Origin of the sequence: Chryseobacterium vaccae, from assembly GCF_009602705.1 — a bacterium.
Lineage (GTDB): Bacteria > Bacteroidota > Bacteroidia > Flavobacteriales > Weeksellaceae > Chryseobacterium > Chryseobacterium vaccae.
The window spans coordinates 2520694-2538104 of record NZ_VSWH01000001.1 but is presented as its reverse complement, the minus strand read 5'-3'; the positions used below and the strand labels follow the sequence as shown (position 1 = coordinate 2538104).

18 protein-coding genes and 1 tRNA gene are annotated in these 17411 nt (G+C 36.5%); 16 read left to right on the top strand and 3 right to left on the bottom strand.

What is annotated here, in order from left to right:
- The first annotated feature begins 68 nt into the window (after positions 1–68).
- From FW768_RS11540 to FW768_RS11515, 6 genes are all read left to right on the top strand, one after another.
- Positions 69–869 (top strand): AraC family transcriptional regulator, encoded by an 801-nt coding sequence (locus tag FW768_RS11540; RefSeq protein ID WP_153395553.1) that lies wholly within the window; start codon positions 69–71, stop codon positions 867–869.
- A 71-nt stretch (positions 870–940) separates the two neighbouring features.
- Positions 941–1555, top strand: coding sequence for a hypothetical protein (locus FW768_RS11535; RefSeq protein WP_153395551.1), 615 nt, complete (start codon positions 941–943; stop codon positions 1553–1555).
- 4 nt (positions 1556–1559) lie between these two features.
- Positions 1560–2654 (top strand): agmatine deiminase family protein, encoded by a 1095-nt coding sequence (locus FW768_RS11530; protein WP_153395549.1) that lies wholly within the window; start codon positions 1560–1562, stop codon positions 2652–2654.
- Positions 2655–2827: 173 nt separating this feature from the next.
- Complete coding sequence (locus FW768_RS11525) at positions 2828–3466, top strand: HdeD family acid-resistance protein (protein WP_153395547.1); 639 nt, start codon at positions 2828–2830, stop codon at positions 3464–3466.
- A gap of 185 nt (positions 3467–3651) precedes the next feature.
- Complete coding sequence (locus tag FW768_RS11520) at positions 3652–4095, top strand: hypothetical protein (RefSeq protein ID WP_153395545.1); 444 nt, start codon at positions 3652–3654, stop codon at positions 4093–4095.
- A 19-nt stretch (positions 4096–4114) separates the two neighbouring features.
- Positions 4115–5347: a MutS-related protein gene (locus FW768_RS11515; RefSeq protein ID WP_153395543.1), complete on the top strand. Its 1233-nt coding sequence runs from the start codon at positions 4115–4117 to the stop codon at positions 5345–5347.
- A gap of 94 nt (positions 5348–5441) precedes the next feature.
- On the opposite strand, the gene FW768_RS11510 is transcribed toward FW768_RS11515, so the two are convergent.
- A tRNA-Gln gene (locus tag FW768_RS11510) sits at positions 5442–5512 on the bottom strand.
- Positions 5513–5612: 100 nt separating this feature from the next.
- Between FW768_RS11510 and FW768_RS11505 the strand changes: the two genes are divergently transcribed.
- The 7 genes from FW768_RS11505 to gap all read left to right on the top strand — a co-directional run bounded on the left by FW768_RS11505 (position 5613) and on the right by gap (position 11607).
- On the top strand, positions 5613–6635 hold the full coding sequence (locus tag FW768_RS11505) for an AMP-binding protein (RefSeq protein ID WP_153395541.1): 1023 nt from the start codon (positions 5613–5615) through the stop codon (positions 6633–6635).
- A gap of 36 nt (positions 6636–6671) precedes the next feature.
- Positions 6672–7064 carry an alternative ribosome rescue aminoacyl-tRNA hydrolase ArfB gene (gene arfB, locus FW768_RS11500; protein ID WP_153395539.1) on the top strand — a complete coding sequence of 131 codons (393 nt, stop codon included), beginning with the start codon at positions 6672–6674 and terminating at the stop codon, positions 7062–7064.
- Positions 7065–7110: 46 nt separating this feature from the next.
- Positions 7111–7755: a porin family protein gene (locus FW768_RS11495; protein ID WP_153395537.1), complete on the top strand. Its 645-nt coding sequence runs from the start codon at positions 7111–7113 to the stop codon at positions 7753–7755.
- A 303-nt stretch (positions 7756–8058) separates the two neighbouring features.
- A complete protein-coding gene (locus FW768_RS11490) occupies positions 8059–8439 on the top strand; it encodes a GreA/GreB family elongation factor (protein WP_153395535.1) in 381 nt (126 codons plus the stop codon).
- 182 nt (positions 8440–8621) lie between these two features.
- The gene (locus FW768_RS11485; protein ID WP_153395533.1) at positions 8622–9500 is read left to right on the top strand and encodes a DUF4846 domain-containing protein; all 879 of its coding nucleotides are present in this window, start codon (positions 8622–8624) and stop codon (positions 9498–9500) included.
- 83 nt (positions 9501–9583) lie between these two features.
- On the top strand, positions 9584–10570 hold the full coding sequence (pfkA, locus tag FW768_RS11480) for a 6-phosphofructokinase (protein WP_153395531.1): 987 nt from the start codon (positions 9584–9586) through the stop codon (positions 10568–10570).
- Positions 10571–10602: 32 nt separating this feature from the next.
- Positions 10603–11607 (top strand): type I glyceraldehyde-3-phosphate dehydrogenase, encoded by a 1005-nt coding sequence (gene gap / locus FW768_RS11475; protein ID WP_053327139.1) that lies wholly within the window; start codon positions 10603–10605, stop codon positions 11605–11607.
- Between the two features lie 310 nt (positions 11608–11917).
- Here gap and FW768_RS11470 read toward each other — a convergent pair whose 3' ends face one another.
- Positions 11918–13312, bottom strand: coding sequence for a coiled-coil domain-containing protein (locus tag FW768_RS11470; protein WP_153395529.1), 1395 nt, complete (start codon positions 13310–13312; stop codon positions 11918–11920).
- A gap of 156 nt (positions 13313–13468) precedes the next feature.
- Complete coding sequence (locus FW768_RS11465; protein ID WP_153395527.1) at positions 13469–14083, bottom strand: hypothetical protein; 615 nt, start codon at positions 14081–14083, stop codon at positions 13469–13471.
- A 106-nt stretch (positions 14084–14189) separates the two neighbouring features.
- Here FW768_RS11465 and FW768_RS11460 point away from each other — a divergent pair, with 106 nt between their 5' ends.
- The 3 genes from FW768_RS11460 to FW768_RS11450 all read left to right on the top strand — a co-directional run bounded on the left by FW768_RS11460 (position 14190) and on the right by FW768_RS11450 (position 17393).
- Complete coding sequence (locus FW768_RS11460; RefSeq protein ID WP_153399882.1) at positions 14190–14987, top strand: LuxR C-terminal-related transcriptional regulator; 798 nt, start codon at positions 14190–14192, stop codon at positions 14985–14987.
- 357 nt (positions 14988–15344) lie between these two features.
- The gene (locus FW768_RS11455) at positions 15345–16115 is read left to right on the top strand and encodes a LuxR C-terminal-related transcriptional regulator (protein ID WP_153395525.1); all 771 of its coding nucleotides are present in this window, start codon (positions 15345–15347) and stop codon (positions 16113–16115) included.
- Between the two features lie 81 nt (positions 16116–16196).
- Entirely contained in the window at positions 16197–17393 is a 1197-nt protein-coding gene (locus FW768_RS11450) for an oxygenase MpaB family protein (RefSeq protein ID WP_231128676.1), read from the top strand.
- Positions 17394–17411 lie beyond the last annotated feature (18 nt).

Genomic DNA, 17411 nt, shown 5'->3' with positions numbered 1-17411 from the left:
TCAGTTGGGCCTGTTCCCTTTGGTGAAAATCATTTTTTTAGTACATTTAATAGATAAAAAAGAAAGCAGTGCCGGCAAACTTCAGTGAAATCCAGAAGATTGTAGATTATATCGAAGAAAACTTCGATCAGGAGATTACGGCTCATGAAATAGAACAGCGGTCTCATTATTCTTACCGTAATTTTCAGAGAATATTTTTTAAGATATTTAAAGAAACAATTTCAGGATTTCAGAAACGGCTGCGGCTTGAAAGTGCCTACAAAAAACTGATTTATACCGAAGAAAAAATTTCAGATATCGCCTGGCAGGTAGGGTATTTTACTATTCAGTCTTTTTCCAAAGCCTTTAAAAAACAGTTTCATATTTCTCCGGCCGAAGCGAGGAAGCAAAAAGAGGCGGTTTTTAAAAAGTTTATTGATAGTGGAAGTATAGATCTGAAATATGAAATAAAATACAAAGATGCTGTTTCCGTGTATTGTAAGTTCATTAAAACCAAAGATTATAATAATGAAGAAATCAATGATTTTTGGGGAGAAATTGAAAAGCAGAATGGAGTTTCCCCGTTTTCTTACGGAATAATCTGTGACCAGCCTCTTATCACCAGCCGTTCCCATTGCAGGTATGGAGCTGCTGTAAAAGAGAGAAAAGATATAAAGGGATTTCAGAAGAAGGAAATTTTTGGAGGGAAATATGTCCGGTTTGCTCATTCCGGAACGTATGAGAATATTCTGGAAGCTTACCGTGCTTTTTACCGTTTTTGGCTTGCTATGCCATCCCTGATGCTTGACGATTCAGAAGTTATTGAAGAATATCTGTTGTCTGAAACCGGAGAGAATGTTACGTATATTTATTTCCCACTGTATTCTTAGAGATGTCTTTTTGGGACAAGTTTTGTTTTTTTGAAGGGGTTAATTTTGCTGAAAAATCAGGAAAACACTTTATGAAAAAGAACACATTTCTTCTCATTTCATTATTTTCAATATATGCAAAATCACAGATTTCTGTTCAGGCGTATGCAGGAAATAAAGAAGCAGAGGTTCTTGGAATTTATGACAAAGACTTTGGAATCCGATGGAATTATTTTGTATCAGGAACAGCTTCCTACCAGTATGATACTAGAAAAGTAACTCCCGGAATTTATCAGAACCTTAATTATTTTATAGGGAACCATTGGGGAGTATCAGGAGGTGTTTATATTTCAGATGAAGATATGATGCCTTCTTTAGGTTTGGCTTACGCTAAGGAAACCCGCAATTTTGGGATCAATCTGTTTCCGGCGATTACTTATTCCTTTGAAACCGGGAAATTGGGATTAGGGCTTTATACTCTTTTAGAATACACTCCTAAGATCAATGAACATCTTAATCTGTACAGTATGCTGATGCTGGAATCTGATTTCAGTTTTAAGGAACATCAGGAAAGCAGTCAGATCATCCGTTTAGGTATTGAAAACAATAAAAGACTTCAATTGGGAATAGGAAGCAACATTTCCCAGACGGGGAATAGTCTTGAAACCGAAGTTAATTTCGGAATATTTATAGGAAAGAAATTTTAATCATATGAATAAATTATCAGGGCTCATTTTATTATTGAGCAGTATATTGAGTATGGCACAGACGTATCATTTTCCCGAAGAATCTTCACCGCATGAAGGAACCTGGCTTCAGTGGCCTCATCATTACCAGCATGGAATGACTTACAGAAAAAGGGTAGAGCAGACATGGATAGACATGACCAAAGCATTGCAAAATGGCGAGAAAGTATACATCATTGCCTATAATGATTCAGAGAAGAAAAGAATCATCAGTCTTCTGGAACAGAATAAAGTTCCGTTAAACAATGTTGATTTTAAAATTTATCCTACTGATGACGTTTGGGTAAGAGACAACGGGCCTGTTTTTGTGAAAGACAACAAAGGGAAGCTACTGATTGCAGACTGGGGATTTAATGGCTGGGGTGAAAAATATGATTTTGAAAACTGTGATCAGATCCCTCAGCGAATCGGAACAGATCTTGGGATAAAAGTGCTGGATCTGAATGAGAAAATGGTGAATGAAGGCGGTTCTGTTGAAACAGACGAAAACGGAGTATTGATGGCATGTAAAAGTTCAGTGATCAGCCAGAAAAAAGGTTCCATAAGAAATAAAGGAATCACGCAGGGAGAAGCTGAAGAGATGTTCAAAACATATTACGGAGTATCCAAAGTCATCTGGCTGGACGGAATTACCGGTCTGGATGTAACAGATATGCATATTGATGGGTTCATGAAATTTGTCAATTCAGATACAATGATCACCATGAATGAAGACGACCTTTTTGAAATGGGACTTTCTGATAAGGATATTGAAACCCTGTACACCGCTTCCAATGTAAAAGGAAAAGAATATAAGAAAGTATACCTGCCGGCCACTAAAAATAAGGTGAAAACAGCCTATGGAAAACAGCTGGAAGAAAAAGGTTCTTACGTCAATTATTATGTGGCCAACGGGGTAGTTCTGGTTCCTAATTATGGTGATCCGAATGATAGTACAGCCAATAAAATGATTCAGGAACAGTATCCGGGCAGAAAGGTGATCGGGATAGATGTAAGAAACCTGTATGAAAACGGAGGAATGGTACATTGTGTTACTCAGCAGCAGCCGGTTGCCAGATAGAAGTTGTGCTTAGGAGAAAGATATTAATTGGTGTTTCTCAGGTTTGAGTAAAAGATTTTCCGTAAATTAGTATAGGTTATATTTCAAATGAATGTGAAAATATGATCAGTTTGAAATTTCCTGCGGACAAGCCGAACACCGTGGTACAAAGTAGGCAGCCTAAAATACAGCTTATGTCGAACTTTTTTCAGACTCTTACGAATTCCGTGAAGCATTGGTATATTCCGTTGATCTTTGGAATTATCTTTCTTATCTGTGGTTTTTACGTATTTAGTGTGCCGTTGGCAACGTATGTAACGCTTTCTGTTATTTTCAGTGTATCTTTTCTGGTCTCCGGAATTACAGAAATCTTTTTTTCCATACAGAATAATAAATCCCTGCAGGGATGGGGATGGTTTCTGGTAAGCGGGCTGCTTACTACGGCTATTGGTTTGTATCTTGTGTCGAATCCGGAGATTTCCATGTCGGTTCTTCCGTTTGTGGTAGGATTTACGCTGTTGTTCCGCTCCTTTCAGCTTTTGGGATTTGCTTTTGATCTTAGGAGCCAGAAAATACTAAGCTGGGGAAATGTAGCATTAGCAAGTGCCGGAGGAATTATTTTCTCTTTACTGTTGATATTTAATCCGGTGTTTACAGGAATGTCCCTGGTTACGCTTACAGCGGTTTCTTTTATCTTTATTGGAGTGGCATCTGTCATGTTGGCTTTAGATCTTAGAAAGCTTAAAAAATTCCCTGAAAAAATAAGCGAAGAATTGAAAAACAAGATGAGGTCTGTTCAGGAAGAAATCGATGAACTGAAAAGACGAAAGTAGAATAGGAATTCTATATAAATAAATTAAAGGCTTCTTCGGAAGTCTTTTTTATTGCTTTATCTTAATATTTTCATAAAGTTTAATCTTATAGTTTGTTAAATTCCAAATTATTCTGCACACCCATGTAAATTATGCTTATTTTTCAATTATGTTACATAAAAACTAATCAACCCAATACAATATCCATGAAAAAAATTATACTTGCCAGCCTGATAGGCTTATCTACGATAGCTTTTGCGCAGAAAACGAAAGGAGATACTAAAATTGTCAACCGGTATGAATCAAGACAGCCGCAGGATCCTTCTGTACCGCCTCCGCCTGTTAATAATTTTCCGGCACAGTTTCCCGGAGGCAACAAAGCTTTTATGAAAAAAGTTGAGCAGCTCCTGAACAAAGATGCGGTGAAGTCTTTAGGAAAAAGCCTGAATACGGAGATCATTATAAAGGTGGATGATGGTGGCAAAGTATTAAATGTGTCTACTTATGGGAAAAACGAGGCTTTTAATAATGAAGTAAAGGCTGCAGCTGCAAAAGCAACAGATAATGTGATGTGGACGGCAGGTAAAAATAACCGTGGAGAAAAAGTAATTGATCTTGTGAAACTTCCGTTTCATTATAAGAATCAATAGATTTTGGAAGAGATAAACTATGAAAAATATTTCAGAAGTATTAATTCACTTTGATCATACCCAGACCAGAAGATCCAAACAGTATTTAACCCGTTTTTTCAATCAGAAAAACTACAGTATAGAACAAACTCTTGAAGTACAGAATATATTAAAGTTGTTTTTAGATAACTTTTCATTATTACAGAACTATAAAATTAATGATCAGACTGTTTCTTCCATTCATCAGTTTTCAGAGGAAATCGAGAGCCGTAATTATACTCATTTAACCAACTTTACCTACCGGGAGTTTTATAAAGAAACCAATTTTAATATTTCTTTATTTATAGAATTCTTCTACCGGCTGGGGCTATTGTTGAGAAATTTAAACCTTACCAATACCAGTGCAGAATACACTCGGGAAATTGAAAAGATGATCCTGTTTATTAATTCATTATCAATCAATGAATATTACAGTAAAGAGTTACAATTTAAGCAGAGAAAAGCCATTTTAATAAAGATTGAATCTGAAAAGGAAAACGGAAACTTCGCTTCCTTTTGGGATTTCTTTTATAGGTTTGATATGTATTGCGGGATTGCCAAAGGAATCAGAAAGTTTGATCTGGTATTTCCTCATTTTAATTATGATAATACCTTTACGATTAATGAATTTTATCACCTGAACCTCACCGATTCTGTGAAGAACTCAATCAACATTACTGGAAATAATACCGTTGTTTTTACTGGAGCCAATATGTCCGGAAAGTCTACAGCGATGAAATCCATCAGTATTGTTGTTTTGCTTGCTCATCTGGGGCTGGCTGTACCTGCAGAATATTGTAATATTCCGTTTTATGACAGGATATTTTTATTTTTCTCTGTGGATGATGATCTTGAAAAAGGCTACAGCTATTTTGCTCAGGAAATTATCAACTTAAAAGAGGTTCTTCTGGAACTGAAATCAAAAAACTGTTTTGCGGTATTTGATGAAATATTTAAAGGAACCAATATTAATGATGCGGCGCAGATTACCATAAACACTGTTGAAGGATTGTCCAGATACAAAAATTCAATGTTTATCCTGTCCACCCATCTGAATCTTATTGAGAAAGACCTGGCAAAAAATGAAAACATCCTCGTATTGAATTTAGAATCTTTTGTGAAAGACGAGCAGCTGCTGTTCACCTATAAATTAAAAGAAGGCTGGTCTAAAATTGAAATAGGGAAAATTTTGTTTGATAAATATGGATTGAATGCATTGCTGAAGGAGGGGTAAAAATAGTGATCAGTTTTAAAGTAAGGAAGAGTATTTTTATTTATTCATAAGAGAGATATAAAAAACAAAAACCATCCTCAAAAAGGATGGTTTGTAGACCCACAGGGATTCGAACCCCAGATGACTGAACCAAAATCAGTAGTGTTACCGCTACACCATGGGTCTTTGTTTATTTCAGTGGTGCAAATTTACAGCTTTTTTCTTTAGATACAAGAAATTTTTAAACTTTTTTTTAAATTTACGATCCTATTTATTCCAAGAAAATATGCTGATAGACTTCAATAATCTCAATATTAATAATTTATCTCCGGGAACAGAATTTGAGCAAAAAGCCAAAAATTTTCTGGAAGAATGGTTTTCGGAAGGGGAGACGGTTAATGTACAGACTTCCGGTTCAACAGGTCAGCCTAAAATTTTCGGAATAGAGAAAAAGAGAATGCTCAGCTCTGCGATGATGACGTGTAACTTCTTAGGATTAAAAAAGGGCGATAAAGCTTTACTCTGCCTTCCTGTGGAATATATTTCAGGGAAAATGATGCTGGTACGTTCTGTGGAGAGAAAATTAAAGTTAATCACAGCAGATCCATCTCTAAATCCGGTTGAAAATCTGAATGAAGAAATAGATTTCTGTGCCATGACCCCTCTTCAGGTTGAAAATTCCCTGGATAAACTGCATCTGATCAAAAACCTGATCATAGGCGGGGCCGCAGTTTCAGAATCGTTGAAGAAAAAAATCAGTGAAAGTGCCAATGCGGGCAGAATATTTGAAACCTATGGAATGTCTGAAACTCTTTCCCATATTGCCCTGAAACAAGTTTTTCCTGTTTCTGAAGAATATTTTACAGCCTTTGAAAACGTGTCGATTTCAAAAGATGAAAGAGGCTGTCTGAAGATTTCTGCTCCTGAACTGAATCCTGAAGTTCTGCAGACCAATGATCTGGTGGAAATTAAAAACGAAAAACAATTTAAATTTTTAGGAAGGATTGATCATGTTATCAATTCGGGGGGAGCAAAAATATTTCCGGAAACATTGGAAGCTTTAGTGAAAAAAGAAATCCCGAATGAAGTTGTATTTTTAGGCCTGAAAGATGAAAGCCTGGGCCAGAAACTGATAGTGGTTATAGAAGGCGAAGAATCAGAAGAGCTGATCAGACAGACTTCTGAGCTTCCTTTTGAGAAGAGTTTTCATAAACCCAAGGAAGTTATTTTTATCAGACAGATTCCAAGAACACCGAATGGTAAAGTAAACCGGATTGAACTTCAAAAAATAGTGGAGACCAATCAATAGTTTTTATCTTTACTCTTTAATTCATCATCTAAAAAAATGAAAGACTTTTCCAAAGAACTCAGTTTCAAAACCTCCCGCAGCAGTGGAGCAGGAGGGCAGAATGTCAACAAAGTGGAGACCGCCGTTACCGTTCTGTGGAAAGTGGTAGAGTCAGAGTTTTTCAATGATGACCAGAAAGAGCTGATACAGCAAAAACTGAAAAACAGAATTAACGCAGAGGGGTTATTATTTCTGACGGTTTCTGAAAGCAGGACCCAGCTGATGAACAAAAATAAAGCCATCGAAAAGATAATAGATCTTGTCAACAAAGCCCTGATTGTTCCTAAAAAAAGAACAGCAACAAAACCCTCAAGAGCTCAAAAACAAAAAAGGCTGGATGGTAAGAAAAAGCTTTCCGATAAAAAAGAAAACAGACGGTTCAAGTTTTAGTTGTCCCTTTACCTGAAAATAGTATTTTTGTTGGAAACTTTTAATCGTGATCAAAAAACTTATCCTATTAGGAGCTATTTCGGGCTCTTTACTTTCTTTTGCTCAGGAAAAAATAACCATTATGCCTGCCGTAGGATTCGGATGGAGGGTTGCTGAAACCGCTTCCGGGCTTTCAAGAGAAGAAAAAGATTACATAAAAGGACTGAAAAGCGGTGTCAATTTTGAAATGGCTGCTTATTATAACGTGAAGCATATCGGGATCGGGGCTAAGTTTTCCAATTACAGCGCATCGAGCAGTGGTTTGTTACATGGTAATAATATGAACGGACAGACAGTTTATGTATCGGTTAATACAAAAGATAATATCACTTTCTTTGGCCCTTCCGTGATGTTTTCCAATCATACTCAGCCTACAAAACACAAATTTGCAGCGGATGCATCGATGGGGGTAATCAGTTACACTACGAAGACAGGATCTGTAAAAGCTACCGGTTCCACTTTTGGTATAGAAGTAGGGGCAGGCTATCAGTATGCCGTTACCAAAAACCTGATGATAGGGCCAAAATTTGGGGCTACAGCAGGAACATTGAGCAAAATGAGCTACAATGGACAGACCGTTAATTTCGGGAATGATCAGAAAGAAGGGCTGACAAGAGTTTCTTTAAGTGCAGTGGCCGCATTCCGTTTTTAAGTCTTATATTTGTAAGAAATCAGAACAACTTATATAATGACAGCAACGATTTTTTTATCTGCGATACGCCGGCAATCAGGATTGCTGCTGTCATTATTGTATTTACATACAGATTCTTTTCTGAAAAGTTCCAAGGACTTTATCAATTAAGCCCTGTCAGGATCCAGGACAGGGAAATACTTCGGATTAATTTTATTTACTCATTGTTTTTTGCGGTTTTCTACGGGAAAGACCTTTTGGTCTGTATTCCTGCATTGGATCATAAAGAATAGCCGCATCATTTAATTTTAAAAAAGAATAAAAATGTCTGATCATATTACAGTAACCACCGGAATATACGATGCTATTAAAGATACCCTGAGAAGAAAAAAGGTAAGTAAGGAAGAAGAAAAAAGACTGACCGAAGAACTCAGGAAAGCAAAACAGGTCCTCAGAAGAGATTTGCCGGAAGACATCGTAACCGTAGAAAGAAAAGTAACCCTGAAAGATCATACTCTGGATTTTGAACATGAGTATATTTTTGTTTCTTCAGCTAAGTCAAAACCGGCTAAAAACAAACATTCTATACTTTCTGATATTGCGCTTGCTGTAGTAGGGTATAGAGTAGGAGACGTTATCAGCTGGCCTTTCAGAGAGGGTGAACGGAAAATAGAAATCCTGAAAGTGGAACCCTGGAAAGGATAACTTTTTAAGTGGAACAATACTAGAAGTGCAGCTCATTTTGGGCTGTACTTTTTATTTTCTGCTGATCACACAAATTGACACCGATGCCTTCTGTTACTTTCTCTCGCGGATCTGGCAGATTTTCAGATTCTTTATTGGTGGATAGATGAAAAAAAATGATCTTTGTGTTCAATGAAAAACGCATGAAAAAAATTGGTATAGGAATCACAGCTTTTGTACTTTTCACAGGATGTACAAAAGAAAAGTTATCAGACCGCCTGCTGGCTGAGCCGGATAAAAATGAACAGCTGGCTGCAAAAAATGCTTTAAAAATCAATAAAGGTAAGAATACCATCCGGGAAAGGTTTTCTCCACCCGAAGGCTATGAATGGATTGAAGAAAAAGCAGATTCATTTGGACATTTCATCGAACATTTTAAGCTGAAACCGTACGGTTCTGAGATTTTACGGTATGATGGCGTTCCTATTACTACCCAGCATCTTCATGAAGCTGTTTTTGATATCGATACCGGAGATAAAGATCTTCAGCAGTGTGCTGATGCCGCTATTCGTATGAGAGCAGAATATCTTTACAAAGCGAAAAGATTTAACGAGATTCAGTTTCATTTTACGAGCGGAGACCTGCTTTCCTGGAATGATTATAAAAATGGGGTCAGGGCTTTTGTTAATGGTAACTCGGTCAGTTTCCGGAAAACGGCGGCTGTTGATGATTCCTACCAAAGTTTCAGGAATTATCTGGATCTGATTTTTAATTATGCCGGAACCATCTCATTAAACAAAGAAACAAAGCCGGTAACGAAAAATTCTGATCTGAAAACCGGTGATATTCTCATCACACCGGGCAGTCCCGGACATATTGTTTTTATTTCCGGTGTTTGTGAAAATAAAGACGGGAAGAGATTATTTCTGTTAAGTGAAGGATTTACTCCGGCACAATCGGTTCATGTCCTTTCGAACCCTTTTAATCCGTATACAACACCGTGGTACGACCTTGATACCAATGCTCCGGAAACGAGAACGGCGAGGTATTTTTTTAAACCAACAAATTTCAGAAGCTTTTAATTATTTATATTCAAAACTCTTATGAAGTTACTGCCATTATCTGAACTTGTTTTTGTAAATTTGTGTTCGAAATTTTTTACTTGATGAAAGAGAGTGCTGTAAAAAAAATTGCAGTTCTTACTTCAGGAGGTGATTCTCCGGGTATGAATGCGGCATTAAGAGCGGTAGTAAGAACCGCCAATTATTATAATATCGAATGCTACGGAGTAAGAGAAGGCTACAACGGGCTCATCCATGGTGATTTCCTGAAAATGGGTCCCCGTTCCGTAAAAAATATCATCAACCAGGGCGGAACGATTCTGAAATCTGCCCGATCAGTAGAATTCAGAACAAAAGAAGGCCGTCAGAAAGCTTATGACAATTGTGTAAAGCTTGGAATAGAAGGCCTGGTATGTATTGGAGGAGACGGAACATTCACCGGAGCAAAAATATTCAGTGAGGAATTCGGGATCAGGGTAATTGGGGTACCGGGAACCATCGACAATGATATTTTCGGAACAGACAACACCATCGGATATGATACTGCCTTGAATACAGCCATGGAAGCTATCGATAAAATCCGTGACACGGCAACTTCCCACAACAGGGTTTTCTTTGTTGAGGTAATGGGACGTGATGCAGGTTTTATTGCTCTGAACAGCGGACTGGCAACAGGTGCTCTGGATATTCTTATTCCTGAGAAAAAAGACAGCATGGATGATCTTTTTGCCAATTTCAGAAAAGCTGAGAAAACAGGAAAAGCATCCAGTATTGTTGTGGTAGCAGAAGGTGAAAAGCTGGGTAGCATCTACGATCTTGCCAACCAGACCAAAGAGGAGTTTCCTGATTATGATATTCGTGTAACCATTTTAGGTCACATTCAGAGAGGGGGATCACCAAGCTGTGCAGACAGAGTTTTAGCCAGCAGACTTGGATATGGAGCTGTAGTAGGATTAATGGACGGAAAAACAAATGTAATGGCCGGAATGCGTTCCAACGATCTGGTATATACCGCTATTGAAGAAGCCATTAAAAAACATAACGAAATCAACAAAGATCTGATGTTGATCTCAGAAATTTTAGCAATCTAATTATTTTTAAAATCTAATAAAAACAAACTATTATGTCAACAATTAAAGTAGGTATCAACGGTTTTGGTAGAATTGGACGTCTTGTTTTCAGAGCAATGACTGAAAGAGACAATATTGAAGTGGTAGGAATCAATGACCTTATCAATGCAGAATACATGGCTTACATGTTAAAATATGACTCTGTACACGGGATTTTCCCAGGTGAAGTTTCTGTTGAAGGAAATGACCTTGTGGTAAACGGAAAGAGAATCAGAGTAACTGCAGAAAAAGATCCTAACAACCTGAAGTGGAACGAAATCGGTGCTGATTATATCGTAGAATCTACAGGTCTTTTCTTATCTAAAGATTCAGCTCAGGCTCACATCAACGCAGGTGCTAAAAAAGTAATCCTTTCTGCTCCTTCTAAAGATGATACGCCAATGTTCGTAATGGGAGTAAACCACAAAGAACTGACTGACGATATTAAAATCTTATCAAACGCTTCTTGTACAACGAACTGTTTAGCTCCTTTAGCTAAAGTAATTCACGATAAATTCGGAATCGTTGAAGGTTTAATGACTACAGTACACGCTACAACAGCTACTCAAAAGACTGTTGACGGTCCTTCAATGAAAGACTGGAGAGGTGGTAGAGCTGCTCTAAACAACATTATCCCTTCTTCTACAGGTGCTGCTAAAGCGGTAGGAAAAGTAATCCCTTCTCTTAACGGGAAATTAACAGGGATGTCTTTCAGAGTACCAACAGTAGACGTTTCTGTAGTTGACCTTACCGTAAGATTAGAAAAAGCTACTTCTTACGATGAGATCTGTGCAGCTATCAAAGAAGCTTCTGAAGGTGAATTGAAAGGAATTTTAGGATACACTGAAGATGCCGTAGTATCTCAGGACTTCGTAGGAGATAAGAGAACTTCTATCTTCGATAAAGATGCTGGTATCATGCTTTCTCCTAACTTCGTAAAACTTGTTTCCTGGTATGATAACGAAATGGGTTACTCTAACAAGTTAGTAGATATGCTTGTACACGCTGCTTCTTTGTAATCGGTAATGTGCGATAAGCAATGAGTAATATAAAACCTTCCCGGATGGGAAGGTTTTTTTGTTATTTTACTTATCAAATATGTTTTCCAATATCTTCAGATCTGTTCCTGCCCCGGGCTATTTCTGCCCAGATAAGCAAAGTAATGGTAAAAAATGAGTTTTCATGGTTATTGGTTTTTGTGTTATGCAAAGTTTATCATTCCATGAACACAAGTAAAGTACCCGTTCGGGTGATTTTAGATGTAAGATGAAGAAAGAAAAAAGCCTCTCTGGTAGTGAGAGGCTATTAAATTATTCTTTGTTAGCTGTATTACTTCTTAATTAAAGATTGAAACCAAAAATGGTTGCTGTTTGCCCTAACAATTTCGAATTCATTTTCATTTAAAGTGGATAAAAATGATTTGTATGCATCAATTGTAGATTTTTTAAGCCTTTCAGAACAATATGGATTGAAAACATTCATAGAATAAGGTTTTGCCGATTTTGCAACACTGCTTACACAAGAAAAAACATTACTCCAATTCATATTAATGATGCTGTAGCTGTCATTCCTGTAGGCACAGCTAACTTTCTGTGAAGAGATAACAATTCTTCCAACTTCGGAATTCACCATCTCTACTAAAATATTATTTTTCGCTTTATATTCTTTTACCTTTTCATTATATTCTTTTCGGGATTTTTCCAAGTCTGTTACAGCCTGTTCCTGTTTATATTTAGCATCAGAGATCTCTTTATCAAACACAGATTTAACTTTAGCAATTTCTTCATCCTGAACCTTATTCATCTTTATTGGCAGCTGTAATATCTCATTGTTGAATTGGAAATTTTGCTGTCTCATATTTTCTATTTTTGCTTCGGCTTCGGAAATATAATTGTTTCTTTCCGTTTCTTTTTCTGAAATTTCTGCTGCTAAATTTTCTATTTTCTTTTTTAATTCTGATTGAGTATCATCAGTAATCCCTGACTTTAGCAATTCACTTTCTACATCTGATTTTTGTCTCTTTTTTACGTTTATTTCTTCATTTATTTTTGTTAAGAATATTTCTTTAGTATTTTCAAGATCACTCATGAATTGATTATTCAACACAATTTTACCTAGTAAACCAAGCCGTTCTTTTTCAATAGCTTCTTTTACCTGGAGTTTAACTTTTTCACTTTCTTCACTGAATTTTTTAGCCAGAAGAATTTGTTGTTCATTGTATATCGAGATTTTATCCTGGTGTATTAACATCTGACACACATAGCTCATCAAATTATTGGCCCATTCTTCATGATATTTTTTCCCATCCTCTGTTACCTTTTTTTCATAGTATTCACTATGCTTTGTTATTTCATTACATAATTTGACATTTCCATCTTCAAGATTTTTGATCATTGCCAGCATTTTTGTGTATTCATTGTCACTCTTCTCCAATTTCTGAATCTGCACTTTTATAATTGCCATTTTCTCCGAATAGCGTTTTCTGACTTCCTCTAATTCGGATGTCGTGGCGGGAACGGCATATCCTTTCACTTCTCCAAGATGTTTCTGGAAATCCACTCCTTCTTTTTCGAATTCCGATTTCCACTTATTACATTGGCTGCATCTTGCCCCAATCTTCATATCTGCAATTAAATTGTCTCTTTCCTTTTGCAGTTGTAACAACTCATCTTTTAATTTCTGGATTTTTGCTTTCCATTGTTTTTCCAGTTCAGGAAGCATCATTTTATAGTCTGCCATTTTTTTATTGTTGCTTTCAATAAGAGCAGATTTTGTTTCTATAGAGATCACCTCATTTACCCCTACCGTTTGAGCTTTTGCCTGAAACAGAAAAAATAAGAGAAATAATATTCCGAGTTTCTTTTCCATATCTCAGTATCTTTAATCTCCAAAAGGGTCATCTTCAGCTTTATTCAAATCTCTTAGATATTCAAACGCCTTTTTTATTTTTTTAAAATTTGTAGGATCACCTTTCAAATAGTATATTGATATTTCATCTACAGTCAGATCATATATAGATCTTTCTTCCCTGTCAACACACCGCCCCATCAATACTCTACTATAAGCAGAAAATTTGCCTGAAGAGTGTCCGGTCTTAGGTAGTAATTTAATCTTTAGAGTACCCACAGCTTCATTTTCATTGTAATTCTTAGCCAGTTCAATAGTAACAATATGTGATACATTAAATTTATCCTCATCAAATAAATTAACATCTGGACAGTCAAGGTTTTCAAGTTTTGTTGATCGACTTATAGCTCTTGTGATAATTCCATTATTAGACATTTCAATTGTCTGCCAATTAATAGTTGCAGTAATTTTACCATCACTTACTGTCTTTTTATGTTCATTAGATTCTGCCAGTTTCTTATTGATATAATTTACAGTTTCTTCTTTTGTTAAAGTTGCACCTTGTGCTTTTACACCATATTCAACTCCCAAAAATGAAATCAACAAAAATGTTTTCCAAAAAAAATCTTTTAAAATTTTTGTTTTCATAGCTTAATTTTTCTACAAAATTCCCCAAATGGCAAGTCTTTTACAATACCGCAAAAAGGTGATTTTTTAAAATTGTTTTTTTTATATTTTTATGAAAACATTAACCATGGATAAAAAGAATCTGGATCATCCCAAAAAGCAGCATCCCCTCACACAAGTCTGGAACAGTTATCCTGATTTTTTTCAAAACAGCAGTACCAGTGTATTGCCGGTTCCCTCTATTGAGCGCATTATCGGAGAAATATTCGCCGCAGGCCAGTTTTATTATTACGTGATTAATTTTGCAGACAGTACTTTGTGCAACCATCATGAAAATATCCTAAGCATGCATGGTTTCAACAAGTACCCGGTACATCTTAAAGAAATCATAGACCTTATTCATCCCGATGATCTTGAATTTGTTATGGAAGCTGAAAGGATGTGTATAGAGAAAATGATGGAAATTAATGGATTTGATTATCAGCAGGAATTAAAGTCCAGTTACTGTTTCCGGATGAGGACAGCAAAAGGGAATTACGAATTGTTTCACCATCAGGCACTGCATACCTATAAAGATGAGAATGGAAAGCTTCTGCAGACTGTTAATATCCATACCAACATTGAACATATTACCCATCAGAATTCCTACACAGTTTTACTTTCGGGAATTAACGGCCGAAAAGACTTCCATCAGATGCAGTGGATAAATAATAATAAAACATCCGCGCCCTCTGTCATATTTACCAAAAGGGAAGTTGAAGTTATTACCTGTATCGCCAAAGGGTATTCTGCTGCGAAAGCTTCCGATTTCCTGAATATTTCTGAAGAAACAGTACGTACACACAGAAAAAATATTTTAAAAAAGGCTGATTGTAAGAATGGCTCAGAACTCGTTAAAAAGGCTTTTGAATGGGGATATTTGTAGAATAACATGAGCTATCATGACTACAGGTAAAGAAAAGATAAGATCAATTAAAATAGGCCTCTCCAGCAACGAGAGGCCATTAGTTTATCATTTTCAAACAACTAATAAAGAAAAGAGTAAACTGTTTTTTATATTCATTAATAGCTTACGAGATAACAGACGGCTGAAACAGGCTGTTCGCCATTGAATTCATTCAGCTAACAAAAAGAAAAACTGGTATAAAATAGAACTTAATAAATTTGAGTTTTCCTGATTATTAGCTACTACAAAGTTTGGAATTTTATCAAAGTAAAAAAATCCCCCTTTTGTGGTATTTTGTTAGTATTTTACTTATTTTAGCTTAAAAAACAAATGTCCATGAAAAATTCAGAACAAAATCACCCTCTGGTGGAGGTCTGGAATACCTATCCGGGGGTAAGGAAGGATCGGGAAATTCTGAATATCCCTCCTGTTGAACGTATTATTGGTGAGATGTTTGCCATTGGTGAGTTTTATTACTATGTTCTGAATTTAACCAACAGTACTCTTTCCCATCATCATAAAAACATTCTGAAACTTCATGGGTTAAGTTCTTTTCCTGAAAATTTAAAAGAGGTTATTGATCTTACCCATCCTGATGACATGGGTTTTGTTTTAAAAGCAGAGCAGACTGTTATTGAAAAAATAATTGAAATCGGTTTTGAGCATCAGCTTTATCTGAAATCAAGCTACTGTTTCCGTATGAAAACAGCAGAAGGAAATTATGAGTTGTTTCATCACCAGGCTATTATTACCATGGAAGATGAATCGGGGCAGCCTGTACAAGCTATAAATATCCATACCAATATTCATCATATTACCAAAGAAAACCCATATACTGTTCTGATTTCAGGTATAGGACCAAGAAATGATTTCCAGCAGATTAAACTGAATCATTTTTCATCCACTGCGTCTAAAGAACACCTTACCCAGAGAGAGACTGAAGTTCTTTCACTTATTGCAAAAGGCTACTCCGGGCCGGAGATTGCAAAAATGCTTGTACTGTCTGAACACACGGTACGCACACACCGTAAAAATATTTTAAGAAAAACATCCTCCAGAAACTGTAAGGAATTGATTAAAAAAGCTTTTGAAAGAGGGCTTGTCTGATGTTTTTCAAAAATCCCGGATCATCAGACTGATAAATCTCACAAAGGAATTTCGGTGTAAAACTTGTATTTTTAATCGGTAATGGAACAAATGATCATACAGCCCCGTTTTAAAGACGCTCCTCATTTCAAAGATTTCTGGGAAAGAGGTAACGGAAAACAACTTGTTGAATTTTCCGGAGCAAAAGTAAGTTTTAAAGATTTCGATAAATTCTCACCCAACTTTTATCATGTAGATGAAGTGGGAGATGAGGTGGTGAAGGAGGTCTATTTTACTAAAAAATTCCATGAAGCTTCCAGAGAAATTGAACAATACATCCGAAAAGGGGTTTCTGAAACAGATGAAGTTCCTGAAAGTGTAAAAAAACTGTTTGCCCAGACACAGCATATTCCTGAATGGCTGGATCATGATCTCCTGAAAGCCGGCGCAGAACTCTGCATGAGAAGTAATCTGGATTCCCTTATTTCTCTGAGAGATTACTGCCTGATCGGCGGGTATGATTATGCTTATCTTAATAAACCGCTGATTGTTACAGAAGCTCTGAAAAAGGGAGCCGTTAAGCGTCTCTCTGAAACACTGGACTTTTGGGTGAATGCTACACGGTACAATGCTTTGGAAATTCATGCAAAAGGATATGAGTTTGCTATAAAAACCCGTCTGATTCATTCGTATGCAAGGCTTTCCATAAAAAAGCACTATAAAGATTGGGATACGGAAAACTGGGGTGAACCTATTAACTCATGGGATATGATGGCTACTTATATTGGTTTCAGTCTTGTTTTCCTGCATAGTCTTCAAAAATTAGGCAATACTTTTTCCGTACAGGAAGAACAGGGAATTTTCCATCTCTGGAAATATACCGGATACCTGTTGGGAATTCCGGAACATCTTCTTCCTGACGATAAAAAGCAGGCAACAGAATATTTCTATCTCTGGACTTCTGTACAGCCTCCTTCCGATAAAGATTCTGTTCTTCTGGCCCATTCTTTATTAAATGAATCGCTGGAAAATCCTATATTAAAGTATAAATTGGAACGGGAAAATCTGAGATATCTTCACATCTGCTGCACATGGTTTCTGCTGGATGATGAAGTATGTAAAAGACTGGAAATCCCTAAAGTCTGGGGGAAGAAGTTATTTCCCTGGTCTAAGATATTTATCAATAAAATATATGATAAGCTTGTAAGCCGGGAAGCCAGAATAGCCAAAGGAAATAAAGACCAGATGAAAGTCCTGGAAGATTATCTGGCCATTACAAAGAACTCGAATTTTCATTGAAATTAATTGTAAATCAGA

Coding starts and splice junctions, on each gene's coding strand:
- pfkA (WP_153395531.1), top strand. CDS start 9,584: ATGAAAGAGAGTGCTGTAAAAAAAATTGCAGTTCTTACTTCAGGAGGT.
- FW768_RS11460 (WP_153399882.1), top strand. CDS start 14,190: ATGGATAAAAAGAATCTGGATCATCCCAAAAAGCAGCATCCCCTCACA.
- FW768_RS11505 (WP_153395541.1), top strand. CDS start 5,613: ATGCTGATAGACTTCAATAATCTCAATATTAATAATTTATCTCCGGGA.
- FW768_RS11470 (WP_153395529.1), bottom strand. CDS start 13,312: ATGATGCTTCCTGAACTGGAAAAACAATGGAAAGCAAAAATCCAGAAA.
- FW768_RS11520 (WP_153395545.1), top strand. CDS start 3,652: ATGAAAAAAATTATACTTGCCAGCCTGATAGGCTTATCTACGATAGCT.
- FW768_RS11455 (WP_153395525.1), top strand. CDS start 15,345: ATGAAAAATTCAGAACAAAATCACCCTCTGGTGGAGGTCTGGAATACC.
- FW768_RS11525 (WP_153395547.1), top strand. CDS start 2,828: ATGTCGAACTTTTTTCAGACTCTTACGAATTCCGTGAAGCATTGGTAT.
- FW768_RS11535 (WP_153395551.1), top strand. CDS start 941: ATGAAAAAGAACACATTTCTTCTCATTTCATTATTTTCAATATATGCA.
- FW768_RS11515 (WP_153395543.1), top strand. CDS start 4,115: ATGAAAAATATTTCAGAAGTATTAATTCACTTTGATCATACCCAGACC.
- FW768_RS11450 (WP_231128676.1), top strand. CDS start 16,197: ATGGAACAAATGATCATACAGCCCCGTTTTAAAGACGCTCCTCATTTC.
- gap (WP_053327139.1), top strand. CDS start 10,603: ATGTCAACAATTAAAGTAGGTATCAACGGTTTTGGTAGAATTGGACGT.
- FW768_RS11465 (WP_153395527.1), bottom strand. CDS start 14,083: ATGAAAACAAAAATTTTAAAAGATTTTTTTTGGAAAACATTTTTGTTG.
- FW768_RS11530 (WP_153395549.1), top strand. CDS start 1,560: ATGAATAAATTATCAGGGCTCATTTTATTATTGAGCAGTATATTGAGT.
- FW768_RS11490 (WP_153395535.1), top strand. CDS start 8,059: ATGTCTGATCATATTACAGTAACCACCGGAATATACGATGCTATTAAA.
- FW768_RS11485 (WP_153395533.1), top strand. CDS start 8,622: ATGAAAAAAATTGGTATAGGAATCACAGCTTTTGTACTTTTCACAGGA.
- arfB (WP_153395539.1), top strand. CDS start 6,672: ATGAAAGACTTTTCCAAAGAACTCAGTTTCAAAACCTCCCGCAGCAGT.